The 15,388-nt window shown below is 64.3% G+C and carries 18 protein-coding genes; 5 read left to right on the top strand and 13 right to left on the bottom strand.

Annotated elements, in window-relative coordinates; all coding sequences use genetic code 11:
- Positions 1 to 6: 6 nt before the first annotated feature.
- The 9 genes from ribH to AUC69_RS14915 form a co-directional block, all read right to left on the bottom strand.
- The gene (ribH, locus tag AUC69_RS14955) at positions 7 to 444 is read right to left on the bottom strand and encodes a 6,7-dimethyl-8-ribityllumazine synthase (protein WP_342018617.1); all 438 of its coding nucleotides are present in this window, start codon (positions 442 to 444) and stop codon (positions 7 to 9) included.
- On the bottom strand, positions 441 to 1,571 hold the full coding sequence (gene ribB, locus AUC69_RS14950) for a 3,4-dihydroxy-2-butanone-4-phosphate synthase (protein ID WP_069442879.1): 1,131 nt from the start codon (positions 1,569 to 1,571) through the stop codon (positions 441 to 443). The genes ribH and ribB overlap by 4 nt, the downstream gene beginning before the upstream one ends.
- Before the next feature lie 5 nt (positions 1,572 to 1,576).
- The gene (locus AUC69_RS14945) at positions 1,577 to 2,188 is read right to left on the bottom strand and encodes a riboflavin synthase (RefSeq protein WP_069442878.1); all 612 of its coding nucleotides are present in this window, start codon (positions 2,186 to 2,188) and stop codon (positions 1,577 to 1,579) included.
- Positions 2,161 to 3,291, bottom strand: coding sequence for a bifunctional diaminohydroxyphosphoribosylaminopyrimidine deaminase/5-amino-6-(5-phosphoribosylamino)uracil reductase RibD (gene ribD / locus AUC69_RS14940; RefSeq protein ID WP_069442854.1), 1,131 nt, complete (start codon positions 3,289 to 3,291; stop codon positions 2,161 to 2,163). Before ribD ends, AUC69_RS14945 begins: the two co-directional genes overlap by 28 nt.
- A 13-nt stretch (positions 3,292 to 3,304) precedes the next feature.
- Positions 3,305 to 3,793: a transcriptional regulator NrdR gene (gene nrdR, locus AUC69_RS14935; RefSeq protein WP_069442853.1), complete on the bottom strand. Its 489-nt coding sequence runs from the start codon at positions 3,791 to 3,793 to the stop codon at positions 3,305 to 3,307.
- 40 nt (positions 3,794 to 3,833) lie between these two features.
- Positions 3,834 to 5,141, bottom strand: a complete 1,308-nt coding sequence (gene glyA, locus AUC69_RS14930) for a serine hydroxymethyltransferase (protein ID WP_069442852.1) — start codon at positions 5,139 to 5,141, stop codon at positions 3,834 to 3,836.
- Between the two features lie 231 nt (positions 5,142 to 5,372).
- Entirely contained in the window at positions 5,373 to 6,182 is an 810-nt protein-coding gene (locus tag AUC69_RS14925; RefSeq protein WP_204377342.1) for a sulfite exporter TauE/SafE family protein, read from the bottom strand.
- A gap of 17 nt (positions 6,183 to 6,199) precedes the next feature.
- Entirely contained in the window at positions 6,200 to 6,688 is a 489-nt protein-coding gene (locus AUC69_RS14920; protein ID WP_069442850.1) for a rhodanese-like domain-containing protein, read from the bottom strand.
- A gap of 15 nt (positions 6,689 to 6,703) precedes the next feature.
- Positions 6,704 to 7,021, bottom strand: a complete 318-nt coding sequence (locus AUC69_RS14915) for an ArsR/SmtB family transcription factor (RefSeq protein WP_069442849.1) — start codon at positions 7,019 to 7,021, stop codon at positions 6,704 to 6,706.
- Positions 7,022 to 7,121: 100 nt separating this feature from the next.
- On the opposite strand from AUC69_RS14915, the gene AUC69_RS14910 reads away from it, so the two are divergent.
- Positions 7,122 to 7,991, top strand: a complete 870-nt coding sequence (locus AUC69_RS14910; RefSeq protein WP_083239507.1) for an MBL fold metallo-hydrolase — start codon at positions 7,122 to 7,124, stop codon at positions 7,989 to 7,991.
- A gap of 113 nt (positions 7,992 to 8,104) precedes the next feature.
- Here the strand turns inward: AUC69_RS14910 and AUC69_RS14905 are convergent, their stop codons facing one another.
- From AUC69_RS14905 to AUC69_RS14895, 3 genes are all read right to left on the bottom strand, one after another.
- On the bottom strand, positions 8,105 to 9,493 hold the full coding sequence (locus AUC69_RS14905; RefSeq protein ID WP_083239506.1) for a L,D-transpeptidase family protein: 1,389 nt from the start codon (positions 9,491 to 9,493) through the stop codon (positions 8,105 to 8,107).
- A 366-nt stretch (positions 9,494 to 9,859) separates the two neighbouring features.
- On the bottom strand, positions 9,860 to 10,369 hold the full coding sequence (ldtR, locus tag AUC69_RS14900) for a transcriptional regulator LdtR (RefSeq protein ID WP_069442847.1): 510 nt from the start codon (positions 10,367 to 10,369) through the stop codon (positions 9,860 to 9,862).
- A 227-nt stretch (positions 10,370 to 10,596) separates the two neighbouring features.
- On the bottom strand, positions 10,597 to 11,595 hold the full coding sequence (locus AUC69_RS14895; RefSeq protein WP_158008151.1) for an enoyl-CoA hydratase/isomerase family protein: 999 nt from the start codon (positions 11,593 to 11,595) through the stop codon (positions 10,597 to 10,599).
- Positions 11,596 to 11,751: 156 nt separating this feature from the next.
- Between AUC69_RS14895 and AUC69_RS18800 the strand changes: the two genes are divergently transcribed.
- From AUC69_RS18800 to hemB, 3 genes are all read left to right on the top strand, one after another.
- The gene (locus AUC69_RS18800) at positions 11,752 to 12,729 is read left to right on the top strand and encodes an extensin-like domain-containing protein (RefSeq protein ID WP_158008150.1); all 978 of its coding nucleotides are present in this window, start codon (positions 11,752 to 11,754) and stop codon (positions 12,727 to 12,729) included.
- Positions 12,701 to 12,829 (top strand): extensin family protein, encoded by a 129-nt coding sequence (locus tag AUC69_RS18795; protein WP_244500290.1) that lies wholly within the window; start codon positions 12,701 to 12,703, stop codon positions 12,827 to 12,829. Before AUC69_RS18800 ends, AUC69_RS18795 begins: the two co-directional genes overlap by 29 nt.
- Before the next feature lie 193 nt (positions 12,830 to 13,022).
- Positions 13,023 to 14,021, top strand: coding sequence for a porphobilinogen synthase (gene hemB, locus AUC69_RS14885; protein ID WP_069442876.1), 999 nt, complete (start codon positions 13,023 to 13,025; stop codon positions 14,019 to 14,021).
- 3 nt (positions 14,022 to 14,024) lie between these two features.
- Here the strand turns inward: hemB and AUC69_RS14880 are convergent, their stop codons facing one another.
- Positions 14,025 to 14,651 (bottom strand): 3-keto-alpha-glucoside-1,2-lyase-like domain-containing protein, encoded by a 627-nt coding sequence (locus AUC69_RS14880; protein ID WP_069442845.1) that lies wholly within the window; start codon positions 14,649 to 14,651, stop codon positions 14,025 to 14,027.
- A 188-nt stretch (positions 14,652 to 14,839) separates the two neighbouring features.
- Between AUC69_RS14880 and AUC69_RS14875 the strand changes: the two genes are divergently transcribed.
- A complete protein-coding gene (locus tag AUC69_RS14875) occupies positions 14,840 to 15,334 on the top strand; it encodes an RDD family protein (RefSeq protein ID WP_069442844.1) in 495 nt (164 codons plus the stop codon).
- The last annotated feature ends 54 nt before the right edge of the window (positions 15,335 to 15,388 follow it).

The following is a 15,388-nucleotide window of genomic DNA, read 5'->3' as shown; positions in this document are numbered from 1 at the left end:
TGCTGCTCAAGGCGCATTAGTGTGAGGCAGGCGCGCGCCGCGTCGCCACCTTTGTTGCGGCCATCGACGCTGGCCCGCTCCCAGGCCTCGCTCGCGTGTCTCGCAAGTGAGGATGCCTGAGCCGATCGGCACGCCGTGCTCTAGGGCAAGCTGATTGAGGCCTGCCGCGGATTCGCGCGCGACGATGTCGTAATGGGCCGTCTTGCCCCTGATGACACAGCCAAGCGCTATGCAGGCACGATGGCGCCCGGCACGGCCGACGAAGCCATTGGCGAGCGCGAGACTGAGCGCGAGGGGGATCTCCAGCGCGCCCGGCACGGCGATACGCTCGAAGTCAACCTGATTGCCACGCAACTCGTCTTCCGCGCCCCGCGCGAGCTCGTCGGCGATATCCTCGTAGAAGCGCGCCTCGATAATGAGGACGGAGTTTCCTTTGCGGCTCATGACGACGGCTCCAGACCACGCTGATCCACCACTTTCAAGCCATAGCCTTCGAGCCCGACGATCTTGCGCGCGGGCGAATTCGAAAGGAGCACCATCTCGTGCACGCCGAGATCAAGGAGGATCTGCGCGCCGATTCCGTACTCCATCAGCCTCGGCTGGTCCTTACCGTTCTCCGTGCGATTGATGTGTGAGGAGATGGCGTCGCTCCGCGACTCCCGGATCAGCACGATCACGCCGCGTCCATCTTGGCCGATGATCTCCATGGCTTTGTGCAATGAGGTTTCACGCTCGGCACCCGAGACGAGCAGATCATCGAGGGTATTGACGGCGTGCACGCGCACCAAGACCGGTTCGGCGGTGCTCACATCGCCTTTGACGAGTGCCACGTGCTCAGCGGCATCGACGGTGGTGGCATAGACCTTCACATCGAAATTGCCACCGTATGGGCTGTCGATCTTCGTCTGGGCCACCACGTTGACCAGGTGGTCGTAGCGCAGACGGTAGGCGATGAGATCGGCGATGGTGGCGATCTTTAGCCCATGCGTCTGAGCAAAGCTCACAAGATCGGGCAGTCGCGCCATGGTGCCGTCGTCGTTCATGATCTCGCAGATCACGCCGGCGGGATAGAGCCCCGCCAGCCGCGCGAGGTCGACCGCCGCCTCGGTGTGGCCGGCGCGCACGAGGACGCCGCCTTGCTTGGCGAGCAGCGGGAACACATGACCGGGCGTGATGACGTCGTGATGGTCCTTCGTCGGATCCGATGCAACGGAAATGGTGTGCGCCCGGTCATGGGCGGAGATGCCGGTGGAGACCCCTTCCCGCGCCTCGATGGACACTGTGAAGGCGGTGGAATGGCGCGAGAGATTCGAACGCGACATCAGCTCGAGACGAAGCTGGGCGGCACGCTCCGGCGTGAGCGCCAGGCAGATGAGCCCGCGGCCATGTTTGGCCATGAAGTTGATGGCATCCGGCGTGGCCATCTGCGCCGGAATTACGAGATCGCCTTCATTCTCGCGCTCCTCGGCGTCGACGAGAATAAACATGCGGCCGTTGCGTGCGTCCTCCACCACCTCCTCGATGGGAGAGAGGTACTGGCGGTGCGGCGCCCGGCTAGACGGCTTGCTCAAAACGGTCACGTGCGGCGGCTTTCATATTGAGACAGGCGCGCCACGTAGCGCGCAAGAAGATCGACTTCAAGGTTTACCAGATCGCCGGGCTGACGGTCGCCCCACGTCGTATGGGTCAAAGTGTAAGGAATGATGTTCACGCCGAAGCGCTCGCCGTCCACGTCGTTAACGGTCAGCGATACGCCGTTGAGCGCGATGGAGCCCTTGGGGGCAACAAAGCCGGCGAGTTCGGGCGGCACTTCGATCAGGACTCTGACGCTGTCCCCGTCCGGATAGCGCGAGACTACTTTGGCGCGGGCATCCACATGTCCTGTGACGATATGCCCGCCAAGCTCTTCGCCGAGCGCGAGCGCGCGTTCGAGATTGATCCGCTGCCCCGGCTGCCACGTGCCGAGCGTCGTGTGCGCCAAGGTCTCATTGGACACCTCGACGGCGAAGACGGAGCCCGCCCCCTTTTCCTTCGCTTTGTCGATGTCGACCAGAGTGAGGCAACACCCGTCGCAGGCGACCGAGGCGCCCTCTTCGAGGCTCTTCTTCTTGTAGGGCGCGGCGATCACGAAGCGCGATCCGCGGCGCTCCACAAGCGTGCCTAGGCCGCTGACAATACCAGTGAACATGTTCGCATCCGGCGCCACCACGTCATCCGGTCGGGTCCAAATGATCGTGAGGCGATTGTGGTGAAATGACCGCTTTTCGTCAGCCGATCAAGCCCGTCGCCGGCAAAAGGGGTTAGCCCCTCGCCGCCGGCCGGCTCGGCGCCCTCGTAGATCACGGCCTCGTCCACGAGATCTGCGTCAAGGAAGGCGCGCGCCACCGAAGGCCCGCCCTCTACCAGAACGCGCGTGATGCCCCGGTCGGCGAGTGTCTCAAGGGCATCCTGGACATCGATAAGGCCGTGGGCGTCGATGGGGACCGGCACGATCTCGGCGCCCTGGGCATGCAGCAGATCGGCGGTCGGAAGGCTTTCGCCCTCGGCGCAGATCAACCAGACCGGCACCATGATGTCCTCGAACAGCTTGGCGTCCGGTGGCGTCCGCAAGCGCCGGTCGAGCACCACGCGCACCGGCGAGCGGCAGGACATGCCGGGAAGCCGGCAGGTGAGCGTGGGGTCGTCGGCCAGCACGGTGCCGCGGCCGACGAGGATGGCGTCGTGCCGCGCGCGCAAGAGATGACCGTGAGCACGTGCGTCCGGTCCGGTAATCCAGACCGGTTTCCCGTGGCCTTGGGGAATGAGACCGTCGGCGCCCACCGCGAGCTTCAGTGTCACCACAGGCCGTCCCCGGGTGACGCGCATGAGATGACCGAGAGTCACGGCGGCGGCCTCGTCCGCCAGCACGCCTTCCTCCACCTCGATGCCGGCGTTCCGCAATCGCTCGATGCCGCGCCCGGCGGTACGGGGATCGGGATCGCGCAAGCCAATGACGACACGTTTCGGCCTCGCGGTAACGATGGCATCGCTGCAGGCAATGCCGCGGCCCTCATGAGCGCAGGGCTCTAGCGTCACGTAGAGGGTGCTGTCTTGTGCCTTGATGCCGGCCCGCTCAAGTGCGACGGCCTCGGCATGAGGGCGTCCGCCTGGTGCCGTCCAGCCGCGCCCCACGATTTCGCCGGACGGCGCCACGACGATGGCACCGACCGATGGGTTCGGCCAGGTGAGGCCGAGCCCGCGCCGCGCAAGCACAAGTGCCTGCGCCATATGCTCCTCGTCGCTGGCACGCATCGATCGGGGTTACCTAGTCCTCGGCTTCGGTTTCGTCGGCGTCCTCGCCTTCGGTTCCGGCGAGTTCGCCGAGCAGTGCCTCAAAGTCCTTGGCCTCGCGGAAATTCTTGTAGACGGAGGCAAAGCGCACATAGGCCACGTCATCTAGGCCCTTCAGCGCTTCCATCACCAGGCGGCCGATGGTCGCCGAGCCGATATCGTTCTCGCCCATGTTCTCGAGGCGCCGCACGATGCCGCTGACCATGCGCTCCACGCGCTCCGGCTCCACCGGGCGCTTGCGCAAGGCGATCTGCACCGATCGCATCAACTTGTCGCGGTCGAAGGGGATGCGGCGCCCGCTCCGCTTGATCACGGTCAGCTCACGCAGTTGCACCCGCTCGAAGGTGGTGAAGCGGCCGCCGCAGTCGGCACAGACGCGGCGGCGCCTGATCGTGGTGTGATCCTCGCTAGGACGAGAGTCCTTCACCTGCGTGTTGGTGCTGCCGCAATAAGGGCACCGCATGGGCGATCGCCCTCCCCTTCCTCACCGTCACGCTAGAGGCTTACTCGTAGATCGGATGACGCGCACAGAGCTCGGTCGCACGCTGCTTCACGGCCTCCTCGACGGCGCCATTGCCCTCGTCGCCATTGGCGGCGAGACCGTCAAGCACTTCGAGAATCATGCCACCGATCGACTGGAACTCGGTGATGCCGAAGCCGCGCGTGGTGCCTGCCGGCGAGCCGAGACGGATACCAGAGGTGATCATGGGCTTCTCCGGATCGAACGGCACGCCATTCTTGTTGCAGGTGATGTGCGCCCGGCCGAGAGCGATCTCGGCCGCCTTGCCGGTGAGCTTCTTGGGCCTGAGATCGACCAGCATCAGATGCGTGTCGGTGCCGCCGGAAACGAGATCGAGTCCGCCTTGCACCAGCGTCTCACCGAGCGCCTTGGCGTTGTCTATCACCGACTGGGCGTAGAGCTTGAAGGAGGGCTGCAACGCCTCGCCGAAGGCGACGGCCTTGGCGGCGATAATGTGCATCAGCGGACCGCCCTGCAGACCCGGGAACACGGCCGAGTTGATCTTCTTGCCGATCTCCTCGTTGTTGGAGACGACCATGCCCGAACGCGGCCCCCGCAAGGTCTTGTGGGTCGTGGTGGTACAGACATCGGCAAACGGCAGCGGGCTCGGATGGACGCCCGCGGCCACCAGGCCGGCGAAATGCGCCATGTCGACCAGGGAGATAGCGCCGACGGAATCGGCAATCTCGCGGAAACGCGCGAAATCGATGATGCGCGGATAGGCGGAACCACCGGCGATGATCAGGGCCGGCTTGTGCTCCTTGGCGAGCCGCTCGACCTCGTCATAGTCGATCAGGTTCGTATCCTTCGTCACGCCGTACTGAACGGCGTTGAACCACTTGCCGGACATGTTCGGCGGCGCGCCATGGGTCAGGTGACCGCCGGCGGCGAGGCTCATGCCGAGAACCGTATCGCCGGGCTTGATCAGCGCCAGGAACACGGACTGGTTGGCTTGCGAGCCCGAATGGGTCTGCACATTGGCGAAGTTGCAGTTGAACAGGCGCTTGGCCCGGTCGATGGCGATCTGCTCAACCACGTCGACATATTGGCAGCCGCCGTAATAGCGGCGTCCCGGATACCCTTCGGCGTATTTGTTGGTGAGGAGCGTACCGGCGGCGTCCAGCACAGCCTTGGACACGATGTTCTCCGAGGCGATCAGCTCGATCTCGTTCTGCTGGCGCTCGTGCTCGTTCTCGATGGCGTCCCAGACTTCCGGGTCGGCATCCTCCAAGTGCTTGGTGAAAAAGTCGCTCTCGCGCGCCTCGGCGCGCCGAATATCACTTGCCGTCATGGCTAACTGCTCCTCGAGCTTAGACAAACCCCAGCTGGCCTAGGCGACCTGCCCGCTTGGTTTTCCCCTCGCGAAGCGCACGCTAGGCATATTAGGCCGGGCTTACCACATGTCGCACGGACACGCCAGCAACGCCCCAACCGTAGACCGGTCTCGACTAGCCTATCCTGCCGCTACGTAGAAATCACCCACTTTACAATATCTTACACGGAGTCTTAGGAGCGCCCGGGCCTAGCTCACAGCGAGAACCTTCAAGAGGCCGCTCCCGACGATATAGAGACCGGTTGCGATCACGACGCCGGCGAAGATGCCGGCAAGCGCGCGCTTGTGTCCCGCGAGATGGGCGTTCGTGTTGGTGCCAATGAGGGTCCCGGCAACACCGCCCAGGATCACGAGCGCGGCGATCCGCCAATCGACCAGGCCGGAAAAGGCATAACTGGTCGCCGTGGCGAGACCGAAGGCGGTGACGGCGAAGAGCGAGGTGCCGATGGCGTTCTGTAGGCCCATGCCGGTGGCAAGGACCAGCCCCGGCACGATGAGGAAGCCGCCGCCGATGCCGAAGAAGCCGGAAAGAAGTCCCACCGGCCCGACGCCGAACAGAAGGAGGCGCGGCAGCAGGTGGCGGGCGGTCTCGGGCGTCAGGCGGACGTCCTGGCCGATGCTTTCGGGACGGACACTGATCATATAGATGCCGATGCTGATCATGACCAAGCCGAACAGCGCCAAGAGCAGCGGTCCGCCGAACTGGCTTGCCGAGCTCGCGCCGATAAAAGCGCCGGCGACGCCCGCCGTCGTAAACACGAGCGCACAGGGCCATTTCACCGTGCCGAGCCGCGCATGGGCGGCGAGCCCCCAGGCGGCGTTGGCGGCGACGGCAACGGCCGAGGATCCGATGGCCACATGGGCCGAGGGGACGCCCACGAGATAGACGAGGAGCGGCACGGCCAGCACCGAGCCGCCGCCGCCGATCAAGCCGAGGGTCAGCCCGACGAGCGCACCGGAGCCCAGCAGCAGGGCAATCGGGAGAAGGCCAAGGACCATCGGCATCGGACGCTGGCCTAGGCCGACTTAGCCATTCCGCCCCACCCGAAGACGCCGCCCAGCAAGAGCCCGGCGCCGGCGAACCCGGCCAGCAGGTAGAAGGTCGGGGCGATGAAGATGCCGAGCAAGACGCCAAGCAGAACGGCAGTGCCCCCGGCGACCATCAGCCGGCGGCCAGGCGACATCCGCCGGCTGTTGTCACTGACGACGGGGAGCCCTGCCTTCTTCCAGGCCTCTATCCCCCCAGACAGGACATAGGCCTCGCAGGGCGCGGCCTCTTTCAGCCGGCCGGCATTGGTCGTCGTCCGCATGCCCGAACGGCAGTGGAAGATGATCGGTGCGCTGACGTCCTCGAACGCGTTGCCATCGATTTGCCTTAGAGGTCCATGTTGCGACCCGGGAATGTATTCGCTGGCACGTTCGCCGGTTTCGCGGATGTCGATGAGGGTCGCCCCTTGATCGAGAAGACGCTTGGCATCGGCTGGTGTGATGGTGGGCAGGCTCATGGGGCTCTCCGGGCGTCAGTCGTCACTGCAATAAAGTTTCTGGAGATAGCCGAGCAGCAGCTCGGTGCGCGGCTCGTCGATGCGGTACCAAAGCGTCTGGCCGTCGCGCCGGAAGTCCACCAGACCCTCATCACGCATCTTGGCGAGATGTTGAGACGTGGCGGACTGCGACAAGCCTGCCGCCTCGGCCAAGGAACCGACACTCGCCTCGCCCCATTCCACCAGCTTGCACAGCACCATCAGGCGCCGCTCGTTGGCGAGGGCGCGCAGGATGTCGGCGACCTTCGTGGCATTGGCTGCGAACACGGCCAAGTCGGCGGGAGCGCGGGGCATGGATCAGCTCCTTTATCCATCAGGTCTTGCTAATTTAGTATCGTCTAATATATTCGTCAACAAAGATCACGCTGTGTCGTTACGAAAGGAGCATTCCCCCATGTCCGGCACGCCTACCATCAAGGCCTTTTTCGACGAGCCCACCAATACGGTGAGCTATCTGGTATCCGACCCCGACACGAAGCGTGCCGCGATCGTCGATCCGGTGCTCGACTACGATCACGCCACCGGCAAAGCCTCGACCAAATCGGCGGACGTCATTCTTGCCGCGGTGGAGGCCGACGGTCTGACCGTCGATTGGGTGCTCGAGACGCACGCCCATGCCGACCACTTGTCCGGCGCGCCCTATATCAAGCTCAAGACCGGCGCGCGGGTCGGGATCGGCGAGCATATCCGCGACGTGCAGAAGATCTTCCGCCCGGTCTCAAACGCGACCGATCTCAGCGGCGACGGGAGCGAGTTCGATCACCTCTTCAGCGACGGCGAGCGCTTCAAGCTCGGTTCGCTGGAAGTCGAGGTGATGCATGTCCCGGGACATACGCCAGCCGATATCGCCTATCGGATCGGGAGCGCCGTCTTTGTCGGTGATACGCTGTTCATGCCGGATTACGGCACTGCGCGGGCCGACTTCCCCGGTGGCGATGCGCGCAAGCTCTACCGCTCCATCAAGCGGCTGCTGGCGCTACCGCCGGAGACCCGCCTGTTCATGTGCCATGACTACAAGGCACCTGGCCGCGACAGCTATGCCTGGGAGACCACCGTGGCCGAGGAGCGCGCCCACAACGAGCATGTGAAGGACGGCGTCAGCGAGGACGCGTTCGTGGCCATGCGGGAAGCGCGCGACGCCACGCTGGCGGCGCCCGATCTGCTGATGCCGTCGATTCAGGTGAATATGCGCGCCGGCCATTTGCCGCCGCCGGACGCGAACGGGGTCCAGTATCTGAAAATCCCGGTGAAGCTCTCTGCCTAACCGCCCGAGCCCAGCCCCCCGATGGCGTGCCTCCCCTTCCCCCTTGGCACGCCAACGCAAGAAGGCCATCCGGTCGCGAGACGGGATGGCCTTCTTTGCTCTTCGCGTTTGACTCAGTAAGCGGACGCGGTCTGCCCACCGGAGTCGTGCCCGTAGATGTCGGGACGGAAGTTGATCTGCCCGTCGGGCGTCGCCCAGGCACTCACATAGGCGAGGTAAACAGGGGTCGGGTTTGCGACCTTGACGTCGATTTGCTCGCCACTCCGCTTCAGGGTCTCGATACGGCTCATGTTCCAGCCGGGATTGCTCTCCAACAGCCAGGCGACCAGCGTGCCGACATTATGCACGCGCACGCAACCTGAACTCTCGAAGCGGATCGCCTTGCCGAACAGGCTCTTGAGCGGCGTGTCGTGCAGATACACCGCATCCTTGTTCGGGAAGTTGATCTTCACGAAGCCGAGCGAGTTCTCCTCCCACGGCCGCTGACGGAAATTGTAGCTGTAGACCGCCTCGCCGTACCAATCGATCTGGCGCGGATCGAGGGGATTGCCCGCCGCGTCGAACGCCTCCATCCGATAAGCAGCGAGCATGTCCTGCCCGCGGCTGGCGTATTGGCGGCCCTTCGGCACGAGGTCCTTATGGATGATGCTGCGCGGCACGTACCAATAAGGATTGAAGTTCACTTCCTTGATCTTGCTGGAGAGCTCCGGCGTCGGCCGCTCGATCTTGCCGACCACGGCGGCGTGACGCTGGACGACCTGGCCGCCGTCGACCGCTTCGACCTGGGCCGCGGGGATGTTCACCAGGACGTGCCGGCTTCCAGCCTGCGGCGCCAATTTCTGCAAGCGCTTAAGATTGGCCTCGAGCTGAGCGAGACGGACGCTCGCCGGAATGTTCAAGGCCTCGATCGTCGCCTTTGAATCGATGACGCCCGTCGGCGGCAGGCCGTGCCGCAGCTGGAACTTCTTCACTGCCGCGACGACGGCACCGTCATACTGATCCGGGATGCTCATGCCGACGAGATCGCCACTGATCTCGAGCCGGCGATGCAGCGTGACGACCTCCTGGCCGCGCGAGCCCGGCTTCATTGCCGTAGCCGGTACGGTGGGCCAGCCGCCCTGGGCGACGATCGTCTTGTATTTCTGGATGGCAGCCTTGGTCGCCGCGATGTTGCGGCTGGACAGGGTCGGCGAGCCGAGCGCCGGATTGACGATCATGGCGACCTCGGGGTCGCCGACGGCAAGCTCCGAGCGATGCGAGTCGTGGCTTTGCGCGGCACCGCCGCCGCCACCGAACAAGCCGCCGAACAAGCCGCCGCCATTGCCGCCCGACTGGGGCGCCTGCTGCGGCTGCTCGTACTGATCCTGGCTGTGGTTCTTGCCCTTGAACCAATTGAACGGTCCGGCGCTCGCCGGCCCGGCACCGGCGACAAGAAGGGCCGCGATCAGGCCCGCGGTCGCGATACGCGCGCCGCCGTTGAATTCGTCCATAACTTTCGGCATATGCCGCTCCCCGTCTGCTGGCGGCTTCTGTCCTGCTTTAACTATAGGCGCTTTGTCTTCGCCGCTCTACTCGTTTCGGGCCGGGCAAATCCTCGCTTGGCGTCACAAATGCTTTAACCAAGACTGAGTTCCCAGGCCCTCTTCCCGACGGCCGCGACCACGTTACGCTGCAACTGATTGAGAAAAACTTCCCCCATCAGGCGCCCTCGCCGCCATGTCCGCCCGACGCGGCAGCGGGCCGAGTTGCAAGACTGCCTGAGAAATGGGGCGAATTTGGGCTGGCACGCCGGGCGCGGCGCCAAAATAGATTGCCCCGGCGGGGGTTAGCCGCCGGGGCAAGAAATCGTAAGCGCTGATCGCGGAGGTTTAGAGCTGGTAGCGGATCTGGTCGGTCCAGAAGCGCTCGAGCCGGATCAGGGCCTTGTTGAGAATCTCCAGGTCGTCATGGCCGATGCCACCCACCTGCTCCAGCGACTTCAGCTGGCGCTGGAAGAGGCCGTTGACCACCTTGGAAACCTCCTGCCCCTTATCGGTGAGGCTTACCCGCACGGAACGGCGGTCGGTGGTCGAACGCTGGTGGTGGATGTAGCCGGCATCGACCAGCTTCTTGAGATTGTACGACACGTTCGAGCCGAGATAGTAGCCGCGGCTGGTGAGCTCACCCGCGGTCAGCTCGGCGTCGCCGATGTTGTAAAGCAGCAGTGCCTGGACGCTGTTCACGTCGCCACGGCCAAGGCGTTCGAACTCATCTTTGATGACATCGAGCAGCAACCGGTGAAGCCGCTCGACGAGCTTCAAGGAAACAAGATAGCGGCCTTTGAGGTCTTCTGCCCCATCGGTGCTCGCGTGCGTCCCTATATTCAGGGCTACATTCATCGCCTACCCTCATTAGTTGTTGTTAATCCCCAACTTGATGAGGACTATAGGCGGGCGGACCTAAGATGAGCTTAAGCGGGACGCTTAAGATTGCATGAAATTCTAGTATTAAGTTTTGATGATGTTGGCGCGCTTTGCGCCGGTCTCAAAGACTTTCCGGGCCCGGCTGGCGTTCGTCGAGTTCGAGCTCGCCTTCGACCGGCGTCGAGAAAAGCCGCGCAATCGCGTCATCGTCGACCTCCGCCAGGCTCGCCGGCCGCCACTCGGGGGGGGCGGCCCTTGCCGGCAATGCGCGCATCGATCCCTTCGCGGAAATCATGGGTGGTGATGATGTGCGAGGCCAGGCGGAACTCCAGCTTCAAGCTTTCGGCAAGATTAAGTGCGTTGCCCGCCTGCATCTGCGCGAAGGCAATCTTGAGGGAGGTCGGCGACTTCTTACGAAGCTCAGCCGCCGTCTCTCTCGCCCAAGGCTCGAATTCGCCTTCTTCCGCGTCGAGCCCGGCGAGGATCGCCTCGACGGAGGGTGCGGCGAAGATGCGGTCGATGGCTGGGGTGAGCCGTACCAATTCCCCCTCGCCCGGATCGCGATGCAACCCGTCGAGCAGACGATCGATCGGATGGTTGTCGGCGAGCGCGTCCTTGATCACGCCAAAATGGGCGGACGGGATGTAGTGGGTCACCAGGCCCAAGCGATAAGCATCGGCTGGGCCGATGGTGCTGCCGGTGAGCGCGAGATAGATCCCGGTCCAGCCGAGCAGGCGCGGCAGGAAATAGGTCCCGCCGATATCGGGCAGGAAACCGATGCCCACCTGCGGCATGGCGAAACGATAGCCTTCCGCCGCCACGCAATGGGTGCCGAAGAGGGTGATGCCGATGCCGCCGCCGAAGACGAGCCCGTTGATAAGGGGCACGTTCGGCCTGATGAATTTCTCGATCAGCCAGACATGGCTATAAGCAGCGCGGTAGAATTCTCGAATCGCCTCGGTGGCGCCTTGCTGGTTCAACTCATTCAGAACTTTGAGGTCGCCGCCGCTACAGAACACGGAAGGGTGGGATGATTGCATCACCACGCCGTAGATATGCGGCGCGGGGGCCCAGCGCCGATAATTGGCGCTCAAGGCCTCGAACATTTCGCGGCTGAGCGCGTTTAGCCTTGCGGGCCGGTCGAGGGTGACCACGCCGGCGCGGTCGTTCTCTTCGAAGGTGATGCCAAGCGCCTCGGACAAACGCGATGACCCCTGTAAAATCCAGCCAAAATCAGCCGTAGAATGGCCCGGGGCAGCTAGCACTCAATGGCGGAAACCACAAGGGCGGCAAAGAGGCACGTGAGCTCGATGCGCTTAGATGCAACTCATAACGGACGCAAGGCGCGGCGCTCGCCGGTGCGGTTGCTCGTCCTGTCTTGTCTCGCGATGCTGACGTGGCCGGCTCTGGCGCAAGAGACGCCACCAGCGCCCGAGCCGCAGCCGGCCGCAAGCGAGGCGGCCGAGACGCCGGAACTGGAGCCCGAACTTCCGGGCGACAAGGCGACGGTAGCCTGGACCGACGCCGAGGTCGCAGCGGCCAAGGCGGCCTGCGCAGACGTGCTTGCCGGCGTCACCCTCGACTACGAGCCTCTGCCGCCCATCAAGGAGGGGATTTGCGGAGCACCGGCGCCGATCCTGGTCGAGTCCATCGGCGACGTGGCGATCTTTCCGCCGGCGACCATGCGCTGCGCGCTGGCAGTCAAGCTCGACGGCTGGCTGAAGACCCGCGTGCAGCCGCAAGCGAAGGCGACGCTCGGCAGCGCCGTGGTCAAGATCCGTAACGCCACGTCCTACTCCTGCCGCAACCGCTACGGCGGCGCCAATACCAGGATCAGCGAGCATGCGCTCGCCAATGCCCTCGACATCTCGGAGTTCGTGCTCGCCTCCGGCGATCGCGTCACGGTGCTGAAGGCCTGGCCGCGCGTCGTGCCGGAACAGGAGCCTGAGCCCGAGCAGGTTGCCAGCGAGACGACCGCGGCGATCGTGCCGGTGTCCAACAGACGGCCAATGACGGCGACCAAGACAGCCCTCACGACCGCGCCTGAGATCGCCCGCCCGGATGCGGCTACGGCTAAGGCCAAGACCGAGGCCAAACCTTCGAGCAACCCGTTCGTGGCGCAGACCGAGGCCGAAGCGGCGCCCTCACCCACCCCGCAGACCAATCCGTTCGTGGCGCCGGTTTCGGTCGCCGCAGTTCCGCCCCCCCGTGCCGCCGCCGGTCGCGAGGCCACCCGCGGCCAAGCTCCCCCCGGGCAAGCCGGAGAAGCCTTCGGTCGATCACGTAACGGAGGCCCGGACGGCCTTCGTGCGTGGCGTGCACGCGGATGCCTGTAAGTATTTCGGCACGGTGCTGGGGCCGGAGGCGAACGAGGCACATCGGGATCACTTCCATCTCGACATGAAACCGCGCCGCCACTCGAATTTCTGCGAGTAAGGCTTAGCGAGACGGCAAACCATGTTTGTCGCACCTTCTGGCAGCAAGGCGGCGCGGGTGTTAGTTTCACCGCGACATCAGTCAAGTCAGCTTAGGATTTCGCGTGGCTTCACCGTCCAAACATGCCGCCAAAGACAAGACCGTCTCGTTGCGCACCGAGCGGGCGAAGCGCGCGGGCGCCAAACCGCCTGAGATGCCGCAAGCCGGCTATCCGGCAACACGCCTCAGGCGCAACCGGCGCGCCGACTGGTCGCGGCGGCTGGTGCGCGAGACCACGCTCACGCCCGACGATCTGATCTGGCCGATCTTCGTGATCGAAGGCACCGGCGAACGCAGCGCCATCGCGGCGATGCCCGGCGTCGACCGGCTCTCCATCGACCTCGCCGTCAAGGCGGCGGAACACGCGGCGACGCTCGGGCTCCCGGCCATCGCGCTGTTCCCCAACACGGACTCCGCGTTGCGCGACGAAGCCGCAAGCCAAGCGGTCAACCCGGGCAATCTGGTGTGCCGCGCGGTACGCGCCATCAAGGCGGAAGTGCCCGACATCGGCATCATCTGTGACGTGGCGCTCGATCCCTACACCAGCCACGGCCATGACGGACTGCTGGTCGACGGCGAGATCGACAACGACAAGACGATCGAGGTGCTGATCGCCCAGGCGCTGGTTCAGGCGGAAGCCGGCTGCGATATCTTGGCGCCGTCGGACATGATGGACGGGCGCATCGGCGCCATCCGGGCGGCACTCGAAGAGAACGGTTTCACGCAAACGCAGATTCTCAGCTATGCGGCGAAATACGCCTCGGCCTTTTATGGACCGTTCCGCGATGCGGTCGGCTCGGGCCAGCAACTGCACGGCGACAAGAAGACCTATCAGATGGACCCGGCCAACGGCGACGAGGCCTTGCGCGAGGTGGCGCTCGACGTGGCTGAAGGCGCCGACATGGTGATGGTGAAGCCGGGGCTCGCTTATCTCGACATCGTCTGGCGGGTGAAGGAGGCATTCAAGCTGCCGACCTTCGTCTATCAAACGTCCGGGGAATACGCGATGCTGGCGGCGGCAAGCGAGCGCGGCTGGCTCGACCGCGAGCGCGTGATCCTGGAAAGCCTGATGGCGTGCAAGCGCGCCGGGGCCGATGCGATCTTCACCTATTTCGCCTCCGAGGTGGCGAAGCGTCTGAAAGATGCGCGCTAGCCGCTAGTCGGTGACTTTCATGTCGGTGAACAGCACCGTCGCCTCTTTGCTCTTGTCGAAATTGTCGCCCGACAATCCGAAGCGCCAGCCGCCCGACGGCGCCTGCCCTCGCAGCTCACGCACCTTCGTGCCGTTGATGTAGAAGGCGAGCGTGTTGCCCTTGGCATCGACGCGCAACGTGTTGACCGCGCCGGGCGAGGTCTTGATGGCGGGGGAATCGATATTGGCGGCAATGGTGCCGAGCCAAGCACCGTCCTGCTTGCGCGCAATCCAATACCGGCCGTTGTTGAGGATGCCGAACTGGTAATAGGTCCGGTTGTTCTCACCCCAAAACAGCAGGCCGGCGCCGAGCACCGGCGCATCGCCGCCTTGCGGCCACACCGCGTCGGCGCAGATATCCGCGTCCTTGACGGTGAAGGTCACATTGAGATTCGATTGCATGTCGTCGGCGGGCAGCTTGAAGACGAAGGACCCGCCCTTCACCTCGATCGTGTTCTTGAGCGACCAGCCACCGGCGTCGTCGTCGAACTTGTCCTCGAAGATGATCTTGCCGCCGTCGCAGGCGCTCGCCGGGCCGCTCGCAGCGACGAGCAGACCCACGATCGCGAGCCCCAGTACCGATTTCCGCATGCTGGTTCCCCGTAAGCCGCGTCGTGCCCAGCAAGAATCCTTAAACCGTCGTCTTGAACTCGGCAACCAGCGGGCGCGTTCGGCGTTGCTAGGTGGCGCGTAGCAAGACCATCCGGGGCGGCCGCGCTTGTGTGACGGCGAGCAAATCCCCATGTTTCCCCTGTGAAGTGCCCCGATTCGGAGACCCCATGACCGAGCATCAGACACACCCTGCCCGCACGGGTGGGACTTTTGGCGAGCAGCCGCATGCCTATAATCCGGTAACGCAGCCGCAGCTTTTCGAGGCGGTGATCCGCAAGCGCTGCGTCGCCTTCATCATCGATGCCATCATCATCGTGGCACTGACGGCCATTGCCGGGGTCGCCGTCGCGGTTCTCGGCGTCCTCACGCTGGGCCTCGCCTGGCTTCTGTTCGGATTGGTCTTTCCGGCCGTGGGCCTCGGCTACAACGCGCTGACCATCGGCGGTCCCAATTCAGCCACGATCGGCCAGCGCATGATGGGCCTGACCGTGCCTATGTGGTTCGGCGGCAAGGTCACGCCCCTGATCGCGGCGTTCCATGCGCTGCTGTTCTGGTTCTCTCTGGTCATCTTCTGCCCGATCCTGCTGTGGGCCTTTTTCGACCAGCGCAAGCGCTGCCTGCACGACATTCTCGCCGGAGTCGTGGTCATCAACCGCCCATAGCTTCGAGCTATTCCAAGTTTTTGCGGCTTTATGACAGCCTTGGCGGATTGCGCG

The organism is Methyloceanibacter superfactus (assembly GCF_001723305.1).
GTDB classification, from domain to species: domain Bacteria; phylum Pseudomonadota; class Alphaproteobacteria; order Rhizobiales; family Methyloligellaceae; genus Methyloceanibacter; species Methyloceanibacter superfactus.
Note: the sequence above shows the minus strand (reverse complement) of the source record. Positions and strands in the feature narration are given on the sequence as shown.

What these genes read in the sequence shown, in the direction of transcription:
- glyA (WP_069442852.1), bottom strand. Translation starts at nt 5,141, where the DNA reads ATGACGGCAAGTGATATTCGGCGCGCCGAGGCGCGCGAGAGCGACTTT.
- AUC69_RS14920 (WP_069442850.1), bottom strand. Translation starts at nt 6,688, where the DNA reads ATGAGCCTGCCCACCATCACACCAGCCGATGCCAAGCGTCTTCTCGAT.
- AUC69_RS14875 (WP_069442844.1), top strand. Translation starts at nt 14,840, where the DNA reads ATGACCGAGCATCAGACACACCCTGCCCGCACGGGTGGGACTTTTGGC.
- ribH (WP_342018617.1), bottom strand. Translation starts at nt 444, where the DNA reads ATGAGCCGCAAAGGAAACTCCGTCCTCATTATCGAGGCGCGCTTCTAC.
- AUC69_RS14880 (WP_069442845.1), bottom strand. Translation starts at nt 14,651, where the DNA reads ATGCGGAAATCGGTACTGGGGCTCGCGATCGTGGGTCTGCTCGTCGCT.
- AUC69_RS14925 (WP_204377342.1), bottom strand. Translation starts at nt 6,182, where the DNA reads ATGGTCCTTGGCCTTCTCCCGATTGCCCTGCTGCTGGGCTCCGGTGCG.
- AUC69_RS14915 (WP_069442849.1), bottom strand. Translation starts at nt 7,021, where the DNA reads ATGCCCCGCGCTCCCGCCGACTTGGCCGTGTTCGCAGCCAATGCCACG.
- ldtR (WP_069442847.1), bottom strand. Translation starts at nt 10,369, where the DNA reads ATGAATGTAGCCCTGAATATAGGGACGCACGCGAGCACCGATGGGGCA.
- AUC69_RS14905 (WP_083239506.1), bottom strand. Translation starts at nt 9,493, where the DNA reads ATGCCGAAAGTTATGGACGAATTCAACGGCGGCGCGCGTATCGCGACC.
- hemB (WP_069442876.1), top strand. Translation starts at nt 13,023, where the DNA reads ATGCCGCAAGCCGGCTATCCGGCAACACGCCTCAGGCGCAACCGGCGC.
- AUC69_RS14910 (WP_083239507.1), top strand. Translation starts at nt 7,122, where the DNA reads ATGTCCGGCACGCCTACCATCAAGGCCTTTTTCGACGAGCCCACCAAT.
- ribD (WP_069442854.1), bottom strand. Translation starts at nt 3,291, where the DNA reads ATGCGTGCCAGCGACGAGGAGCATATGGCGCAGGCACTTGTGCTTGCG.
- nrdR (WP_069442853.1), bottom strand. Translation starts at nt 3,793, where the DNA reads ATGCGGTGCCCTTATTGCGGCAGCACCAACACGCAGGTGAAGGACTCT.
- AUC69_RS14945 (WP_069442878.1), bottom strand. Translation starts at nt 2,188, where the DNA reads ATGTTCACTGGTATTGTCAGCGGCCTAGGCACGCTTGTGGAGCGCCGC.